General features: G+C 59.5%; 3 protein-coding genes. 1 reads left to right on the top strand and 2 read right to left on the bottom strand.

Going from position 1 to position 1,280, the window contains the following annotated elements; translation table 11 throughout:
* A partial coding sequence (locus CLV70_RS38835) for a transposase family protein (protein WP_146164371.1) occupies nt 1–241 on the top strand: 241 nt, incomplete at its 5' end.
* Between the two features lie 62 nt (nt 242–303).
* Here CLV70_RS38835 and CLV70_RS38830 read toward each other — a convergent pair.
* Both CLV70_RS38830 and CLV70_RS42215 read right to left on the bottom strand, forming a co-directional pair.
* The gene (locus tag CLV70_RS38830) at nt 304–753 is read right to left on the bottom strand and encodes an Imm10 family immunity protein (protein ID WP_106131600.1); all 450 of its coding nucleotides are present in this window, start codon (nt 751–753) and stop codon (nt 304–306) included.
* A complete protein-coding gene (locus CLV70_RS42215) occupies nt 735–956 on the bottom strand; it encodes a hypothetical protein (RefSeq protein ID WP_106131599.1) in 222 nt (73 codons plus the stop codon). Before CLV70_RS42215 ends, CLV70_RS38830 begins: the two co-directional genes overlap by 19 nt.
* Nucleotides 957–1,280: the final 324 nt, after the last annotated feature.

The following is a 1,280-nucleotide window of genomic DNA, read 5'->3' as shown; positions in this document are numbered from 1 at the left end:
GGGAATCAAGACCCCGGTCAAGCAACCGACCGACGGTAAACCCCTCGCCGTCGACAACCGCACCTACAACCGGCTCCTGCGTGGCCTGCGCTGGCAGGGCGAACGCGGCTTCGCCATCCTCGTCGGACGCTGGAAAGCCCTGCGCCGCACCACGATCAGCCCTCGCCGGATCGGCGATGTCGTCGCCGCCGCGCTGCACCTGACCCATTTCGAATACAAACACCTAACCGGATCTTGTTGAGATCAGCTCACTACGCCCGACAAACACTCATAGAACCGTGATCACGACCCCGAGCCGGGAAACTATTCGCCTGATTCACGATTTGGCTCCGGTTGAAGAAAACCCTGCTCATCTCCCGCGAGCACGCGGCGGAAGCCTTCAACAACTTCGTCAAATTTGTCGGATGGCAGATGAAATCTAAGGGTTTCTTCCACATCCAGCACGCTAACGACGGACTGCGAGAACGTTATGGTCAATACCGAAGCGGCGGGATCAGCCGCCCACGCAAGAATCCCCCCATACGCCGTCCTCCCTAGGTTATCGCTTATGGAATAGGTGTTCATTTCGAGGCGACGTTCTTGATCGTCGTACTCTCCGCTTAGCGGAACCTGGAAGGATAACCCAAACTTCTCGCCATGCTCATCTGTTGCCAGAGCTACACAAAATGTTTCTACGTCCGACAATTCGACGGCAGCGGCCGCGACAATTTCGACATCCTCGGTCGCGTCCCGACTTACTTGGTGGTCATCCACGTCTTATTCTCCCACGTATACACGACATCGATCCCCCAGTATTCTGCAGCGCGGTTCATGCACCCCTTACACGAGGTGCACGGCGGCCCCTGAAGGTATAGAGTGCCACCTTCCCGGAAAGCAATATTTGTCACCGCCTTTGCCTCGGTGTGGCTGGCCAACATACCTTTAGGAAACCCGAGAGCCCTCTGCAACGCCGTCATGTCGCCACTCTTGAAGGTCTCCGTGCCGACCAGGGCTCCGGCAAGGTAGCGATATGACCGTTGCGGGCGGTTGGGTGCGGACGCTCCGGATCATGGCGGTATAGAGGCGGGCGCGGCCTTTTTATGATCATCCAGGTGTCGAAGCCAGGAAGATCGAAGAAGGACCACGCCCGTTGGGATCATCATCGCTGATTGACGTGTTGGCCGTGCGCGCGGACCGCCTGGACGGGGGTCTGCCGGCAGAACGCCGGTCGAGTCTGGTCGCGGCGTTGACGGCAGTACCGGACCGGCGCGACCCCCGCGGTGTCGTCCATGCGCTGCCCG

This window comes from Pseudosporangium ferrugineum (genome assembly GCF_003002065.1).
Classification (GTDB): Bacteria; Actinomycetota; Actinomycetes; order Mycobacteriales; family Micromonosporaceae; genus Actinoplanes; species Actinoplanes ferrugineus_A.
The sequence above is the reverse complement of the archived record's forward strand: the minus strand, read 5'-3'. Positions and strand labels throughout refer to the sequence as shown.